At 34.6% G+C, this 16270-nt stretch carries 14 protein-coding genes and 1 pseudogene; 13 read left to right on the top strand and 2 right to left on the bottom strand.

Going from position 1 to position 16270, the window contains the following annotated elements:
• Positions 1-220 precede the first annotated feature (220 nt).
• From ASC72_RS06440 to ASC72_RS06380, 13 genes are all read left to right on the top strand, one after another.
• A complete protein-coding gene (locus ASC72_RS06440; protein WP_056188586.1) occupies positions 221-3013 on the top strand; it encodes a carboxypeptidase-like regulatory domain-containing protein in 2793 nt (930 codons plus the stop codon).
• Between the two features lie 92 nt (positions 3014-3105).
• Positions 3106-4677 (top strand): G-D-S-L family lipolytic protein, encoded by a 1572-nt coding sequence (locus tag ASC72_RS06435; RefSeq protein ID WP_056188583.1) that lies wholly within the window; start codon positions 3106-3108, stop codon positions 4675-4677.
• Positions 4678-4910: 233 nt separating this feature from the next.
• Positions 4911-6422 carry a F0F1 ATP synthase subunit beta gene (atpD, locus tag ASC72_RS06430; RefSeq protein ID WP_056188579.1) on the top strand — a complete coding sequence of 504 codons (1512 nt, stop codon included), beginning with the start codon at positions 4911-4913 and terminating at the stop codon, positions 6420-6422.
• An 83-nt stretch (positions 6423-6505) separates the two neighbouring features.
• Positions 6506-6787, top strand: coding sequence for a F0F1 ATP synthase subunit epsilon (locus ASC72_RS06425; protein ID WP_056188773.1), 282 nt, complete (start codon positions 6506-6508; stop codon positions 6785-6787).
• A gap of 62 nt (positions 6788-6849) precedes the next feature.
• Positions 6850-7380: a hypothetical protein gene (locus tag ASC72_RS06420; RefSeq protein WP_056188577.1), complete on the top strand. Its 531-nt coding sequence runs from the start codon at positions 6850-6852 to the stop codon at positions 7378-7380.
• A 186-nt stretch (positions 7381-7566) separates the two neighbouring features.
• On the top strand, positions 7567-8205 hold the full coding sequence (locus tag ASC72_RS06415; RefSeq protein WP_056188572.1) for an NAD(P)-dependent oxidoreductase: 639 nt from the start codon (positions 7567-7569) through the stop codon (positions 8203-8205).
• Between the two features lie 77 nt (positions 8206-8282).
• A complete protein-coding gene (locus ASC72_RS06410; protein ID WP_056188568.1) occupies positions 8283-9425 on the top strand; it encodes a pyridoxal phosphate-dependent aminotransferase family protein in 1143 nt (380 codons plus the stop codon).
• A 430-nt stretch (positions 9426-9855) separates the two neighbouring features.
• Positions 9856-10719, top strand: coding sequence for a TraB/GumN family protein (locus tag ASC72_RS06405; protein WP_056188566.1), 864 nt, complete (start codon positions 9856-9858; stop codon positions 10717-10719).
• Between the two features lie 7 nt (positions 10720-10726).
• The gene (locus ASC72_RS06400) at positions 10727-11230 is read left to right on the top strand and encodes an RNA polymerase sigma factor (RefSeq protein ID WP_056188564.1); all 504 of its coding nucleotides are present in this window, start codon (positions 10727-10729) and stop codon (positions 11228-11230) included.
• A complete protein-coding gene (locus ASC72_RS06395) occupies positions 11220-11834 on the top strand; it encodes a hypothetical protein (protein WP_056188562.1) in 615 nt (204 codons plus the stop codon). The genes ASC72_RS06400 and ASC72_RS06395 overlap by 11 nt, the downstream gene beginning before the upstream one ends.
• 158 nt (positions 11835-11992) lie before the next feature.
• Positions 11993-12613 carry a dethiobiotin synthase gene (bioD, locus tag ASC72_RS06390; protein WP_056188560.1) on the top strand — a complete coding sequence of 207 codons (621 nt, stop codon included), beginning with the start codon at positions 11993-11995 and terminating at the stop codon, positions 12611-12613.
• 37 nt (positions 12614-12650) lie between these two features.
• On the top strand, positions 12651-13922 hold the full coding sequence (bioA, locus tag ASC72_RS06385) for an adenosylmethionine--8-amino-7-oxononanoate transaminase (protein WP_056188557.1): 1272 nt from the start codon (positions 12651-12653) through the stop codon (positions 13920-13922).
• Positions 13923-14139: 217 nt separating this feature from the next.
• Positions 14140-15309 carry a beta-ketoacyl synthase N-terminal-like domain-containing protein gene (locus ASC72_RS06380; RefSeq protein ID WP_056188555.1) on the top strand — a complete coding sequence of 390 codons (1170 nt, stop codon included), beginning with the start codon at positions 14140-14142 and terminating at the stop codon, positions 15307-15309.
• 78 nt (positions 15310-15387) lie between these two features.
• On the opposite strand, the gene ASC72_RS24775 is transcribed toward ASC72_RS06380, so the two are convergent.
• Positions 15388-15600 (bottom strand): T9SS sorting signal type C domain-containing protein, encoded by a 213-nt coding sequence (locus ASC72_RS24775; protein ID WP_371258440.1) that lies wholly within the window; start codon positions 15598-15600, stop codon positions 15388-15390.
• Between the two features lie 217 nt (positions 15601-15817).
• Positions 15818-16270, bottom strand: a pseudogene (locus tag ASC72_RS24055) (hypothetical protein); the annotation flags it as partial.

Below are 16270 nucleotides of genomic sequence, written 5' to 3'. Positions count from 1 at the left end.
TTTTTATTAAATCTTCATTTTTTCTCTTAAATTTTATATGTATGCATACTATTTAAGATTTGAAATGCTTTGTTGTTGCTGTTACTTTAATAAAACACAATGTGAAAATGTTAAAATACTAACAAAAAAGATGCGTTATATTAATTTTTTTTAACGTTTTTTTATTAATATCAAAAATATTTGTATTTTGGCTAGATAAACTAACCAAAAACTAACCCACATGAGAGTGTATTTGCTAATTATGTTGTTTTTCTGCGGAATATCCTTTGCGCAGAATACAATTACTGGTTCTGTTACCGATAGTAACAAACAATCTATTCCTGGTGCCAACATAAATGTGGTTGGGAGTTCAACAGGAACTTCAACGGACTTTGATGGTACTTTCAAATTAAGCACTACTGCAAAACCACCTTTTTCAATTAAAGTATCAGCGGTAGGATTTGAAACTAAAACAATCAGTGTAACATCGCTGAGTCAAAAACTTGATGTAGTTCTGAAAGATGAAGAAACTAAGCTGGATGAAATCGTGGTTTCAGCTTCGAGAACTCCTGAAAGAGTGATTGAGTCACCAGTGACAATTGAAAGGATGGGTATTCAGGAAATAAAGAACACTACTGCGGCAACTTTTTATGATGGTTTAGAAAATTTAAAAGAAGTAAATTTTAATACCAGTAGTATTTCATTTAAATCGATTAATACACGTGGTTTTGCTACTGTTGCAAATACTCGTTTTATGCAATTGGTTGATGGAATGGACAATTCATCTCCTGCATTAAATTTTGTATTAGGTAACTTAATTGGGATCTCTGATATTGATGTAGCAAACGTGGAGTTATTGCCAGGTGCTTCTTCTGCACTTTATGGTGCGAATGCTTTTAATGGTATTATGTTTATGAATAGTAAAAGTCCTTTTACTAATGAAGGAATTAGTGTTTACTACAAATATGGCCAGACAAGTCAGGATGCTGCCGGAACAAATGACTACAATGATTTTGGAATTAGAGCTGCAAAAGCATTTACAGAGAATTTTGCTTTAAAAGCCAATTTCACCTATATGGAAGCAACGGAATGGATTGCTGCCGATAAAAGAAGTATGACTGGAGGTTCTGAAGGTCATGCAATGAATCAAAACTATGATGGATTAAATGTATATGGTGATGAAGTAACAACTTTTATTCCGAATGTAGGACAAGTTAGTAGAACCGGATATCGTGAACAGGATTTAACGGATAATAAAGTTAAAAACATTAAAGCGGATTTCTCTGCGCATATCAAACCTTTTAAGGATGATACGGAAGTTATTTTACAATATAAAATTGGTTTAGGTAGTACAATTTACCAGGGAGCCAATAGATATGCACTGAAGGATTTCATGATGCAACAAGGAAAAATCGAAGTAAAAGGAAAAAACTTTTTTGCTCGAGTGTATGCTACTGATGAGGATGCAGGGAATTCATATGATATGCGATTTGCTGCCTGGAACGTAAACAGAGCTGCAAAATCAGATCAGGAATGGTTTACCAATTATGCTACAGCTTACCAATTTTCTGGGGCTGTTATGGGAACTAATGCAAATGAATCTGCTGCAATTGCCAGAAATTTTGCAGATTATAATATTTTACCAGCTGCTATTTCTTTTATTCCAAAACCAACAGGTTCTCCAAGATTTGAACCAGGTTCGGCTCAGTTTAACAGTGCTCTTAAATCTGTAACATCTAATCCTGATTTTACTCAGGGTGCTAAGTTTATTGATCATTCAAAATTATATCATTCTGATGTGAATTATAATTTTAGAGATATAATTAAATGGGCAGAAATTCAGGTTGGTGGTTCCTGGAGAAAATATATAATGGATTCAGAAGGTACAATCTTTACAGATTATGATGGACCAATTGAGTACAAAGAATATGGTGCATACGCACAATTGCAAAAGAAATTCATGGATGATCGTTTAAAATTTACAGGATCATTACGTTATGATAAAAGCCAAAATTTTGATGGTAACCTTTCTCCTAGAGTTTCATTTGTATATTCTGCAGGAGAATCTAAAAGACATAACTTCAGATTGTCTTATCAAACAGGTTTTCGTAACCCAACAACACAAGATCAGTATATTGGTTTAGATTTAGGGCCATTTGCTTTAATTGGTTCTGCCGCTGAAAATTTAGATCGTTTCCAGGAGACTGTAAATGTAAGCGCAGCAGGGCAAACAATTGCCGGACAGCCTGCGACTATTGGTATGTCTGGTCAAAATGCTTATCATAATGCATATACAGTAGCTTCTGTTCAGGCTTTTGCTGCTTCTGCAAATCCTGGAGATCTTAAGGTTGCTAATATTGGTTTAGTAAAACCAGAGCAAGTTCAGGCTTTTGAGATAGGATATCGTTCAGTAGTTCAAAATGATTTATCAATCGACATAAATGCTTATTACAATATCTACAATGATTTCATGAATACAGCGAGAGTAATTTCTCCTTATTATGGAACAGTAGGAACAGATCCTTCAAATCCTGCAGTTCAGCAAACGTATCAGGCATTAGCGTTTGGAGACAGAAGAGTTTATCAGGTATATACTAATACAACGGCAGAAGTTTCTTCATTAGGTTTTGGAGTTGGTTTGTCTAAAAAAGTGTATAAAGATTTTGAAGTAGGGGTAAATTATAACTACGCACAATTTGATTTTGATCAATCAGAAGATCCAAGTTTCATAGCAGGATTTAATACACCAAAACACAGAATTAAAGCTTCTCTTGGAAATGCTAAAGTGATTAAAAATTTAGGATTTAATTTGAATGTAAGATGGAATACAGAATATTTATGGCAATCTTCTTTCGGAGATGGTATGATTCCTGAAAACACAGTTCTTGATGCTCAGATTAATTATGCTTTTCCAAAACTTAAATCAGTTATTAAAGTTGGGGCAACTAACCTTTTCGGAAAAGATTATCTTCAGGTAATTGGTGCTGGAGCAATTGGTCAGATGTGGTTTGCTTCGTGGACAATTAATCCATAATTGAAAATAATTAATTTGATGAAGTAGGGTTTTCTTTCTATTATTCTAAACGAAAGAAAATAAAAGGATGTAATAATTTTAAACTTAATGACATGAAAAAAAATATAAAATGGCTTTTATTGGTTTCTTTAACCTTTATGGCGTGTAATAATGATGATAGTGATGCGCCCGCAGAAGTGCCTGTTGTACCCGGGTCAGCAGTTTTTACAAAATATGTTGCCCTTGGAGATTCTTTTGCAGCGGGTTATAGTGATAATGCGCTCTTTAAAAAAGGGCAGGATGGAGCCTATACTAATATTTTGGCACAACAATTTGTTGCGGCCGGAGGAGGTGCTTTTGCAACGCCATATATGAATGATAATATTGGTGGTTTGTTGCTGGGAGGAAATGTGATCGCAGGGACACGTTTATATTTTGTTGGAGAAACTCTGACTCCTGTAAATGTTCCGGGAAAACCAACAACTGAGGTTACGGCTCATCTTACAGGTACATTTGGTAATTTAGGTGTTCCGGGTGCTAAAAGTTTTCATTTACTGGCGGCGGGTTACGGAAATGTTGCCGGTGTCGCGACTGGCGCTGCAAATCCATATTTTGCCAGATTTTCAAGTGCTCCAGGGACTTCGGTTTTAGCAGATGCAATTGCTCAGAATCCAACGTTTTTCTCTTTGTTTATTGGAGGAAATGACGTTTTATCCTATGCAACTTCAGGAGGAATAGGAAAGGATCAGACTGGAAATCCTAATCCGTCGACCTATGGAGGAAATGATATTACAGATCCAACAGTGTTCGCGAGTGTATATAGTAATTTAGTTACAGGACTTACTGCTAAAGGTGCAAAAGGCGTTGTGGCAAATTTGCCATACATCACGGCACTCCCTTATTTTACAACAGTTCCGTATAATCCAGTGACGACTAAAATACTTGGTGGCGGTAGTGAAGCTGTAGGTAAAGCGACAATACAAGCATTGAATGCACAATTATATGGCCCGTTAAAACAAGCATTAACTGCTTTTGGTGCAGGAGACAGAATTAATTTATTGTCTGAAACGGCTGCAAATCATCCTCTTCTAATAAAAGATGAGAGTTTGACAAATTTATCAGCACAGTTAACTGCTGCATTTACTCCAACATTAGGAGCGCAGACTGCTGCTTTTTACGGTACTGTATTTGGCCAGGCCAGACAAGCTAAAGCAACAGATTTAGTAGTTTTGACAACAAGACCAGATATTGGTATGCCTCCAACTGCAGCAAATTCTGGTTTAGGAATTGCACCACCTGCTCCTTTAAATAAATTTGGAATAACTTATCCGTTACAAGATAAACATGTGCTTATTCCAACAGAAGCAGCTGAGGTTAAAAAAGCAACAGATGCGTATAATGTAACAATTGAGGCAGTAGCTAAGGAAAAAGATCTGGCTTTTGTTGATACAAGAGCAACCTTAACGCAATTAGCAAGCGGCGGAATTCGATTTGGAAATTTCACCATGTCGTCTTCATTTGCTACAGGAGGTGCTTTTTCTTTAGATGGAGTTCATCCAAGTGCAAGAGGTTATGGTTTAATTGCTAATATTTTTATAGATGCCATTAATGCGAAATATGGTTCTACACTGCGTCATGTTGATTTGGCCTTATACCCAATTCAATATCCGCAAGTAATTCAATAAAGCCAATTTTTTTTAGTAAGAAAGTCACTCATTTCTAAAATGTAGTGGCTTTTTTTATTTGATAAAAAATTGCCATTTTAGATATTTGAAGCCTGTCTTTTAGGAATCAAACAAAATCATGGTATTTTTTATGAAAAAAAAATTGATTTTATATTTTAAAAAATTATCTTTGCGCTCTGAAAAAAGAGGTATTTTCGATAAACCTAAATAGCTATTTAATAAATACATAAGTAATGTCAAAAGTAATAGGAAAAGTTGCTCAAATCATTGGACCAGTAGTTGATGTAGTTTTCAACGGTAAAGATGTTGAACTTCCAAAAATTTATGATTCATTAGAAATCACAAAAAAAGACGGAACATTGTTAGTTCTAGAAGTACAATCTCATATTGGAGAAAACACTGTTCGTACAATCTCTATGGACTCTACAGACGGTTTGTCTAGAGGATATGAAGTAGTTGGAACTGGTAATCCAATCCAAATGCCAATCGGTGCAGATGTATATGGAAGATTATTCAATGTAATTGGAGATGCAATTGATGGTTTAGGAAACTTGCCAAAAACAGGAGAAAACGGTTTGTCTATTCACAGACCAGCTCCTAAATTCGAAGATTTATCAACTTCTTCTGAAGTTTTATTCACAGGTATTAAAGTAATCGATTTAATTGAACCTTATGCAAAAGGGGGTAAAATTGGATTGTTTGGTGGTGCAGGTGTTGGTAAAACAGTATTGATTCAGGAGTTGATCAACAATATCGCAAAAGGTCACGGTGGACTTTCAGTATTCGCAGGAGTAGGTGAAAGAACACGTGAAGGAAATGACTTGCTTCGTGAGATGTTAGAGTCAGGAATTATTAAATATGGTGATGATTTCATGCACTCTATGGAAAATGGAGGATGGGATTTATCTAAAGTAGATATGCCAGGAATGAGAGAGTCTAAAGCTACTTTCGTTTTCGGACAAATGAATGAGCCTCCTGGAGCTCGTGCGCGTGTAGCGCTTTCAGGATTATCTATCGCTGAGTATTTCCGTGATGGAGCTGGAACTGATCAAGGTAAGGACGTATTGTTTTTCGTTGATAACATCTTCCGTTTTACACAAGCAGGTTCTGAGGTATCAGCACTTTTAGGTCGTATGCCTTCTGCAGTAGGATACCAACCAACTTTGGCAACAGAGATGGGAGCTATGCAAGAGCGTATTACATCTACAAACAAAGGATCTATTACATCTGTACAGGCGGTTTACGTTCCTGCGGATGATTTAACTGACCCGGCACCAGCAACAACGTTTGCTCACTTAGATGCTACAACTGTATTGTCTCGTAAAATTGCTGAGTTAGGTATTTATCCAGCGGTTGACCCGTTAGATTCTACTTCAAGAATTTTGACTCCTCAAATCTTAGGAGCTGAACACTACGACTGCGCACAAAGAGTAAAAGAGATTCTTCAGAAATACAAACAATTGCAAGATATTATCGCGATTTTGGGTATGGAAGAGTTATCTGAAGAAGATAAATTATCTGTATCAAGAGCACGTCGTGTTCAACGTTTCTTGTCTCAACCTTTCCACGTAGCGGAGCAATTTACAGGTATTCCTGGAGTATTGGTTGACATTAAAGATACTATCAAAGGATTCAACATGATTATCGACGGTGAGTTAGATCATCTTCCGGAAGCAGCTTTCAACTTGAAAGGTTCTATTCAGGATGCTATCGAAGCTGGAGAAAAAATGTTAGCTGAAGCATAATAATATTGGTTGTTAGTTGTTAGTTGTCAGTTGTTAGAAAGCAACCATCAACCATCAATCATCAACTATTAACTAAAAAAAATATGATTTTAGAAATAGTATCACCAGAAGCAAAATTATTTTCAGGAGAAATAACATCTGTTACATTACCTGGAGTTGATGGAAGCTTTCAAATATTGAATCATCACGCTCCTATTGTTTCTATTCTGGAAAAAGGAACTATTAAAATTGCAGCTTCAAGTTTCAATTTTTCTAAAGATGTAGCGGATAAATTCACGAAAGTAAATGACCAAACCTATACATTAGAGATTACGTCAGGTACTATCGAAATGAAAGACAATAAAGTAATTGTTTTAGTTGACTAAAACAGTTTCAAAATAAATGAAAAGGCCAAACAGAAATGTTTGGCTTTTTTTATTTTTGGAAAATGAAAGAAAAGATAGAATACGAAGTTGCAATTTTCGAGAAAAAAAGAAGTTGGTATGAGTTATTACTAGCTTCAGTTTTTTATAGTGCTATAATTTATATGGTAACATTAATTGTTTACTATGGTTTTATTGAAGTATCAACAGAAATCTGTATTAGAGCCTGTGTAAGATTAGTTTTTTTTGGAACATATTGTTTTGTTTACGGATTAAAATTTTCTGCTACCAAGAATTTGCTTGTAGACCTGGATACCAATCTTATTATTTCCAGATATATTGTTGGACCATTTTCATATGATGTAAAATCTAAAGTAACGGAGTTTGAATATGTTTCATTTTTCCAGGATAAGTGGGGCGAATATGGAACAAGTCTTTGGTATGTTAAAAACAGACATTACAAAATGTATAGTTTTGAAAATAAAGACGCTGCCTACCAATTTTCTTTAGATATTTCAAACAAGCTTAATATTGATCTTCTTGATGCGACTGAGAAAGGAAACTTTAAATGGCTTGAGAAGGAAGGACAGAAATAAAGGAAAAACCCATCCGATGCGTTAGATAGCTTTTTTTATTTACCACAATTCTATATTTTTGCAGTATTAAAATCTCTTTATAAAATATTGATTTCAAAGATAAAAACTCAGTAAGCTTTTATCATTTCCGTTTTGTCACTTTGATAAAGCGTGAATTAATATTGTCAAATTTTAAAAGAAGATATAATGAAAAATATAAATAAAGTGGCCGTATTAGGCGGTGGCGGAAGAACTGGGAAATTTCTTGTAGACCAGTTGTTGAAACAGAAATTTAGTATAAAACTTTTGCTTAGAAATCCTGAAAGTTTTACCATTCAGAGTTCGCAAATCGAAATTATTCAAGGAGATGCACTCGATCTCAATTCTATTAAATTATTATTAAAAGATTGTCAGGCTATTTTGAGTACGGTGGGACAGCGAAAAGACGAACCGCTTGTAGCAAGTTTGGCAACAAGCAATATCTTGAAAGTAATGAAGGATTATGGAATTGAAAGATATATTCTGCTGGCCGGACTTAATATTGATACTCCATTTGATAAAAAAAGCCTCAAAACAATGATGGCAACAGATTGGATGAAAGCCAATTTCCCAATAATTCAGGAAGATCGACAAAAAGCGTATGATTTTTTGATTGCAAGTGATGTAAATTGGACTCAGGTTCGGGTTCCGTTTATTGAATTTATGGATGAAAGTACTGAAATTTCAGTTAATTTAGAAGATTGCCTGGGAGATAAAATAAGCGCAAATGATATTGTCAATTTTATGATAACCGAAATGCTGGAATCTAAATACAGCAGAGAATCACCATTTATTAGTGCAATATAATAATCAATTAGAAAACAGCGGGCAACATCAAACCCGCTGTTTGTTTAATTTAATTTCAATTCCATAACTTTGTTTTTATGAAATTACCTGAAAATCTTATTCAAAAGCTTGAAACCCGAAAGCAAAATAACGCGCTAAGACAATTGCCAAGTTTTAATAATCTTGTCGATTTTTCTTCAAACGATTATATTGGGTTTTCAAGATCGGAAGCTATTTTCAAAATGGCACATCATTATTTAATCGAAAATGAGATTATTCAAAATGGGGCGACGGGTTCCCGATTAATTTCCGGTAACCATTCTTTGTATCAAATAGCTGAAACTTTTATTGCTGAATTTCAAGACGCTGAATCGGCTTTGATTTTTAATTCGGGTTATGATGTCAATGTTGGTTTTTTTAGCGCTGTACCGCAACGAAACGATGTTATTTTGTATGATGAACTAAGTCACGCTTCAATTAGGGACGGAATCATAATGTCGAATGCCAAATCATATAAATTCAACCACAATGATTTTGAAGATTTAGAGCATCTTATCTTAAAATTTCCAAACACAAATGTCTATATCGTTACGGAAACTGTTTTTTCTATGGATGGCGACAGTCCAAATCTGGAAGAACTGGTAACGCTTTCAGAAAAGTACAATTGTTATTTGGTGGTTGATGAAGCCCACACTCTTGGCGTTTTTGGTGAGAAGGGGGAAGGCCTGACACAATATCTAAACTTACATCATAGAATTTTTGCCCGAATTATGACTTTCGGGAAAGGTTTGGGATGTCACGGAGCAGTGGTTTTAGGAAGTCTTGAACTTAAAGAATATCTGATAAACTTCGCCCGAAGTTTTATTTATACAACAGGATTGTCTCCACATTCTGTTGCCACCATTTTATTGGCTTATCAGCATTTGGAAATTGAAAAGGAAAACATTGAGAAACTGCGTCAAAACATTGTGTTCTTCAATCAGCAGAAAAATTTGTTAGGCTTAAAGCCAATGTTTGTCCGAAGTAAATCGGCAATACAATCTGCCATTGTTCCCGGGAATGAAAAAGTAAAACAATTGGCACAACAATTACAGGATAAAGGTTTTGATGTAAAACCAATTCTTTCTCCAACCGTTCCGGAAGGTCAGGAACGTTTGCGTTTTTGTATTCATAGCTATAATTCTGAAGAAGAAATCAATCAGGTTTTAGAACTTCTGAGAGATTTCGTCTTTATAGTTTAAATTATTCCACAGAGATACACAAAGTAACACAGAGAATCACGAAGATTTTTTGTGAATCTCTGTTTTTTTGCTTTGTGTATCTCTGTGTAATAGTTGAATTCCCTCACATTTTTAAAAAAGATTAATTTTTTTGTAACGTTTTGATTATTCGATTACTTACGAGTCGTAATCAAATAAACCAAAATATTTATGAAAACTATAATCACTTCAGTAAAAAAAATCATTTGTAATGTATTGCTTTTTTTAATCTCATTACAGCTAACGTATTCAGTAGTAAACCATCATATGTATGGTAAGCCATATCCCCATCTATTTATTATCATTATTTGTCTGCTTGTAGCAACTTTTGCTTCAATAAAAAAAAAATACAGTAAGCAATAACAGGAGTTTTAATCATCAAATCAATCAATAACTTTAATCAATCAACAAAATGAAAAATTTATTCAAATCAGTACTTACAGTAATTGCCATTATTTTTAGTTTGTCAACCCAGGCACAAACTAAATCTCCAAAACTAGAAAATTCACTTTTGTGGGAAGTTTCCGGAAACGGATTATCAAAACCGTCTTATTTGTACGGAACCATTCATATGATTTGCGGTGGCGATTATTTTCTTTCAGAAAAAACAAAAAAAGCATTCGAAGCTTCTAATAAATTAGTTTTAGAAATCAATTTTGCAGACCCAAATGAAATGACAGAGATGCAAAAAATGGCAATGGGAAAAGAACCTTTGAGTAAAAAATTGATTCCGGAGGAATTGACAAGACTTGATGCAATTTTGAAAAAGACAACCGGAATGACCGTTCAGCAAGTAGATAGTTTTAGTTTATTGACAGTAATGAGTTTAATTTCGATGAAGACTTTTGGCTGCACGGATTTGAAATTTTATGAAATGGACTTTATAGAACAGACTAAAAAACGCAATATTGAGATAGGAGGATTAGAAACCGTTAAATCTCAGTTTGAAATGTTTGAAAATGCCTATTCAAACGATGAAATGATTTCAATGTTAGCAGAGTCAACTCCGGAAGAGACTGCTAAGTTAGTAGCAGCTTACAAATCAGAAAATATCGGTGGTTTGTATGCTATTTCAACAGATGAGAAATTTACAAGTGAAAAAACTAAAAAGATTATACTGGATAACAGAAATAATAATTGGGTAAAAAATATGCCTGAAATAATGAAAAAAGAAAGTGTATTTTTTGCATTTGGTGCGGCACATTTAGGAGGTGAAGAAGGAGTAATTAATTTATTGAGAAAATCAGGATATAGTGTAAAACCAATATTGAATTAGAACTGTTTTGAAAGAAAAAGAGCAAGAGTTTTTAAATCGGATAGAAAATCACAAAGGAATTTTGTACAAAGTTTCTAAGATGTACATGGACAATCATGACGATCAGCAAGATTTGTTTCAGGAGATTGTTTGTCAGCTTTGGAAATCTTATGATACTTTTCGGAATGAAAGTCAGTTTTCGACCTGGATGTATCGCGTGGCAGTAAATACAGCGATTGTTTTTCTTAGAAAGGAAAAACGGAAAGTTGATAAATATGAAATTGCTTCGGAGAATATTAAAGACGATGAAGGTGATTCGCATATCAAAGAAAGTCAGTTGGATCATTTTTATAAAGCAGTTCAGAAACTGGAAAAAATTGACAAAGCGATTATTTTCTATCAGTTAGAAGGTTTTTCGCATAAGGAAATTGGCGAGAATCTCGGAATTTCTGAAGGAAATGCGCGAGTGAAACTAAACAGAGCAAAAGAAAAATTAAAAGAAATTATTAAAAATCAAGGATATGGATTTTAACGATATACAAAACGCATGGAAAAATGAACAAACTGAAAATGTAGTTCTTCCAAATAATTTAGAAAAAATACAATCGGCAAATACGCCACTCGATAAAATTAAATACAATTTGAAAAATGAATTTATCTACCAAATCATTTCAATTGTGTTGATGGGATTTATTCCTTTATTATTCGATTTTCCTCAGAAGGGGGTGGTTTTATTTTATTTGCTCTACAGTCTTTTTACAGCTGTCAGCATTTATTATCTGGTAAAACTTTACTTCTTTTATAAGAGATTGGGTTCGATAGAGCTAAAAACAAAGGATAGTTTGTATGAAACTTATTTTGATATAAGGCTGAATATGGAATTGTATAAAACTTTCGGATTTGCATTAACACCTTTTTTAATTTTGTTTTTAATAGGTTTCTTTTACTTTCAATTATCTAAAATTCCTGGTTTTTTTGCAAGCGATATTACCAATTACCAATTGGCAGGATTGGTTTTGGTTGTTGTTTTTAGTATGCTTTTTATGGGAATTGCCCTGGAATGGTGGGTTCATAAATTTTACGGAAAATATGCCAAAGAAATCAAAAAAGTAATCGACGAATTAAAAGAAGAATAAAATACAACCCATCGTAATTGATGGGTTTGTTGTTTTATTGGTATTTTTGTAGAAAGTATTACACAGAGACTCACAGAGAAAATGCAGAGATTCACAAAACTATTTATTCTTTGTGTTGCTTTGCGTTTTCTCTGTGAATCTCGGCGAAACAACAATCTATGAAAATATTTATAACAGGAATTTCAACTGATGTTGGCAAAACCATAACTTCAGCAATAGTAGTTGAAGCTTTAGAAGCTGATTATTGGAAACCGATTCAGGCAGGAGATTTAGACAATTCGGATAGTCATAAAGTAAAGTCTCAAGTTTCAAATTCCAAATCGCAATTCTTTCCCAACAGTTATGTATTAAATACGCCTGCAAGTCCGCATTTGGCTGCAGAGATTGATGGAGTTACCATTGATTTAAAAGAAATCAACGAACCCAAAACAGAAAATCATTTGGTTATTGAAGGTGCGGGAGGAATTTTTGTTCCATTAAATGAAAATGAAACTATTGTAGATTTGATCCAGCCCGATTATAAAGTAATTGTCGTTTCGAGACATTATTTAGGAAGTATCAATCATACTTTGTTGACTATTGAAGCAATTCAAAATCGAGGTTTTAAAGTGGCAGGAATTATCTTTAGCGGAAGTAAAAACAAATCAACCGAAAGTTTGATTCTCAATAAAACCGGAATAAAATGCATTGGAAGAATAGACGAAGAACCATATTTCGATCAAAACGTAATTCGCGAATACGCAGATTTATTCCGAGATAATCTTCTATCGTTAGAATAATCTAAAATCTAAAATCAGCAATCTGAAATATATTGAAATGACTTTAACAGAAAAAGACAGCCAATACCTTTGGCATCCTTATACCCAGCACAAAACTTCGCAAACGCCAATTGCCATTTCCAGAGGAGAGGGTGCATTGCTTTGGGATGAAAACAATAAAGAATATATAGATGCGATTGCTTCTTGGTGGGTAAACCCATTTGGGCATAGTAATAAATATATTGCCGATGCGATTTATAAGCAGTTAACAACCTTAGAACATGTTTTGTTTGGCGGTTTTACCCATGAACCGGCAATAAAAGTGGCGGAGAAATTGATGGAAATCCTGCCAAAAAATCAGCAAAAAATCTTCTTTTCAGATAATGGTTCAACGGCTGTTGAAGTGGCGATCAAAGTGGCTTTACAGTATTTCTTCAATAAAAATGAAAAACGTACGACGATAATTGCTTTTGAAAATGCTTTTCACGGTGATACTTTTGCCGCAATGGCCGCAAGTGGAATTTCGTTTTATACCCAAGCCTTTCAGGGAATGTTTATTGATGTTGTCAGAATTCCGGTTCCGGTTAAAGGGCAGGAACAAAAAAGTTTTGAGGCGCTGAAAAATGTAATTCAAAGTCACAATTGCGCCGGATTTATTTTTGAGCCTTTGGTTCAGGGAGCGGCCGGAATGGTGATGTATGAAGCCGATGCATTAGCTAAATTAATTCAGATTTGTAAAGAAAACAAAGTCCTGACAATTGCTGATGAAGTCATGACGGGTTTTGGTAAAACGGGTAAAACCTTTGCAATGGATTATGTTTCAGAGGATCCAGATATGATTTGTTTATCGAAAGCGTTAACCGGAGGCACAATTCCAATGGCAATTACAACATTTACGCAAGACGTTTTTGATGCTTTTTATGATGATGATATCAATAAAGCCTTATTTCATGGTCACACTTTTACGGCGAATCCAACAGGTTGTGCAGCAGCGTTGGCCAGTATCGATTTATTGCAGACGGATGAAATGCAGACTAATATTGAGAGAATCAATAAAAGTCATTTAGCATTTCAGAAGAAAATTAAAAATCATGCAAAAGTAATTACAGCCAGAACATTGGGAGTTATTTTTGCAGTTGAAATCAAATCCGATTCAGAGGAAAGTTACTACGGATCCATGCGAAACAAATTATATAACTTCTTTATTGATAAAGGGGTTATTTTGAGACCGGTTGGGAACATAGTTTATATTCTGCCACCGTATATAATGACAGATAATCAGCTAGAAAAAGTATATAAAACAATTGAAGAAGCCATAGAAATGGTTTAATTTTGCCCGCAGATTTGACGGATTAAACGGATTTACGCAGATTTCAAATTATTAATCTGCGTAAATCCGTTTAATCCGCGTAATCCGTGGTCCATTTTTCACAAAACTTAGTGAACTTTGCAATTAATTAATTCAAACATTTACAAAGTTTTGCGACCTTTGCGTAAACCCTTTGCGATCTTTGCGGTTAAAAAAACACCAAGCATAAAAAAACATTTTGAATACAAATAAAATCTCCATCACCGCTTTTTCTTCTATTTCCCCTTTAGGGAATACTATCGATGAAGTTTGGCAAAAATACCTCGATAATCAACATTGTTTTTCAAAGCAATTTTTAGATCAGCAGGAAACATCTGTTGCTGCTCTAAGCGTTGAATCAAAACAGATTGTTGCTGAGATTCGGGAATCAGATCCTAAATATAAATTTTTAGACGATTCAGTGTTGTTTGCTTTGGCAGCTTCGCGAAAAGCAGTTCAGCAAGCTGGCTGGAGTTCAGATGATATCTTCGGGATAAACATTGGATCTTCTCGCGGGGCTACTGATTTATTCGAAAAGCATTATAAGGAGTATATAGATACCGGAAAAGCGCAGACTTTGGCTTCTCCAACAACCACTTTAGGAAATATTTCATCCTGGATTGCGCATGATTTACAAAGTGTTGGTCCTGAAATTTCACATTCCATAACTTGTTCAACAGCGCTACATGCATTGTTAAACGGAGTCGCCTGGTTAAAATCCGGAATGGCTGATAAGTTTTTGGTAGGAGGGAGTGAAGCGCCGCTGACTGATTTTACGATTGCTCAAATGAGAGCTTTAAAAATATATTCACGAATTAATCAGGAAGAAGAAAGCTGGCCAAATCTCGCTTTTGATTTTGAAAAGACTCAAAATACTATGATTTTGGGTGAAGGCGCAGCAGTTTGTTGTTTAGAAGCTGGAGAAAAAGACAATGCTATCGCATATATTACAGGTGTTGGTTATGCAACAGAAATTTTAGAACATAATATTTCGATTTCTGCAGAAGCAGACTGTTTTCAGAAATCGATGAAAATGGCATTAAAAGGTGAAAGTTTAGAAGACATTGATGCAATCGTAATGCATGCTCCCGGAACGATCAAAGGAGATTTAACGGAATTACGTGCTATCGAAAAAGTATTCGGATCAAAACTGCCGCTACTGACAACAAATAAATGGAAAATTGGACATACGTTTGGAGCTTCCGGAATATTGAGTTTAGAATTAGCTCTTTTGATGATGCAACATAATAGGTTTATTGAAGTTCCATTTGGAGAAAAGCAAAAGCAAACTAAATCAATCAAAAAGGTTTTAATTAATGCTGTTGGTTTTGGCGGAAATGCTGTCAGTATTTTGATTGAAAAGAGATAAATTAAGATTTTAGATTTTACAAAAAAAGTCCATTCGTCGCGGCGAATGGACTTTTTTGTATTCTTAGGTTTTTTTTATTTATTGAAATAAGACTTTCTTCGTTACAACATAATCATTTTCCAAAGTTACTTTTGCCAGTAAAACCTGATTTCCAGATTGTAAGTTTGATAGATGAAGTTCACTTGAATTTACTTTCGTTTTAGTGTAAATCATTTTTCCACTTATATCAAAAATCGTAACTTCTTTGATGTTTTCTTTTGCCGAAGTAACTTTTATGGTTTTATCTTTCACTGAAATCAAAAGTCCGTTTTCGATATTTTCGAAATCACCTGTTCCAAGTGTTTTGTTGGTATAACGAAGCACGAAACGATCTGCGAAAGTCCCGATTGCAGTTGTAAAGGTATAGTTTGCTGCTTGCAGATCCTGAATCTTGCCCGTTGTTTTGTCTTCCAGATAAATGGACTGAGTGGTAAATATACCATCAGCCTGATCAATAGAGATTGTAAANTGCTGCTTGCAGATCCTGAATCTTGCCCGTTGTTTTGTCTTCCAGATAAATGGACTGAGTGGTAAATATACCATCAGCCTGATCAATAGAGATTGTAAAGTCTCCGGCAATGGTAGTCTTATATCCTAACGGAACTGTATCAGTATCTGTAAAAGGCAGCGCACGACCCTGGATTACAAATTTTCTTGTCCCCCCTATACTATAAAAATCAATATATTTATTTCCGTCAAATGAAAGACCGTCATATCCTCTGTCGTAATCATTGCTTGCCCCTTCAATATACCCTACAAGCATTTGTTTGAAAGCACCTTCTTCATTGGTCAAATTTAACCACACACGATTTTTTTCGATACCTGTGGTTTTTGAAGTTTTGCCGGGTTTGAAAAACTGAGCGTTTTTATCCGCGCCAATACGCATTGAGTTGGTAAATTGAATTGCTCCACCAAAACTGAA

Origin of the sequence: Flavobacterium sp. Root420 (genome assembly GCF_001427905.1) — a bacterium.
In the GTDB taxonomy this organism is placed as follows: domain Bacteria; phylum Bacteroidota; class Bacteroidia; order Flavobacteriales; family Flavobacteriaceae; genus Flavobacterium.
The sequence above is the reverse complement of the archived record's forward strand: the minus strand, read 5'-3'. Positions and strand labels throughout refer to the sequence as shown.

Coding starts and splice junctions, on each gene's coding strand:
- ASC72_RS06440 (WP_056188586.1), top strand. CDS start 221: ATGAGAGTGTATTTGCTAATTATGTTGTTTTTCTGCGGAATATCCTTT.
- ASC72_RS06435 (WP_056188583.1), top strand. CDS start 3,106: ATGAAAAAAAATATAAAATGGCTTTTATTGGTTTCTTTAACCTTTATG.
- atpD (WP_056188579.1), top strand. CDS start 4,911: ATGTCAAAAGTAATAGGAAAAGTTGCTCAAATCATTGGACCAGTAGTT.
- ASC72_RS06425 (WP_056188773.1), top strand. CDS start 6,506: ATGATTTTAGAAATAGTATCACCAGAAGCAAAATTATTTTCAGGAGAA.
- ASC72_RS06420 (WP_056188577.1), top strand. CDS start 6,850: ATGAAAGAAAAGATAGAATACGAAGTTGCAATTTTCGAGAAAAAAAGA.
- ASC72_RS06415 (WP_056188572.1), top strand. CDS start 7,567: ATGAAAAATATAAATAAAGTGGCCGTATTAGGCGGTGGCGGAAGAACT.
- ASC72_RS06410 (WP_056188568.1), top strand. CDS start 8,283: ATGAAATTACCTGAAAATCTTATTCAAAAGCTTGAAACCCGAAAGCAA.
- ASC72_RS06405 (WP_056188566.1), top strand. CDS start 9,856: ATGAAAAATTTATTCAAATCAGTACTTACAGTAATTGCCATTATTTTT.
- ASC72_RS06395 (WP_056188562.1), top strand. CDS start 11,220: ATGGATTTTAACGATATACAAAACGCATGGAAAAATGAACAAACTGAA.
- bioD (WP_056188560.1), top strand. CDS start 11,993: ATGAAAATATTTATAACAGGAATTTCAACTGATGTTGGCAAAACCATA.
- bioA (WP_056188557.1), top strand. CDS start 12,651: ATGACTTTAACAGAAAAAGACAGCCAATACCTTTGGCATCCTTATACC.